This window comes from Dellaglioa sp. CoH-57-MRSF-20 (genome assembly GCF_056781955.1).
This window is the reverse complement of sequence record NZ_JBXAXV010000306.1, coordinates 1-250: the sequence shown is the minus strand read 5'-3', so window position 1 is coordinate 250 and position 250 is coordinate 1. Positions and strand designations below refer to the sequence as shown.

1 protein-coding gene is annotated in these 250 nt (G+C 70.4%); it reads left to right on the top strand.

Going from position 1 to position 250, the window contains the following annotated elements:
* Nucleotides 1-250: hypothetical protein (locus AC1RPN_RS09130; RefSeq protein ID WP_481763867.1), on the top strand; the 250-nt coding region annotated here is incomplete at both ends.

Sequence of the window (250 nt, the reverse complement as noted above, 5' to 3'; positions counted from 1 at the left end):
AGTCGGCGGCTGCAAGTACACCCCGCTCTGCGGCCAGGACGACAAGGTCCTCTCCGAGATCATCGTCCTGCGCCCGTACGAGGACGTCATCTGGTTCTCGCACTCCGACGCCGACATCAGCCTCTGGGCCTACGGGCTGGCGCTCGCCGGCGGCTACGACTTGACGGTCTCCGGGGCCGGTGTCGCGCCCTTCCAGGGGCATGGGCCGAAGGCCACCGCGGTCCTCGCGCCGCTCGTCGAGGCCGACCTC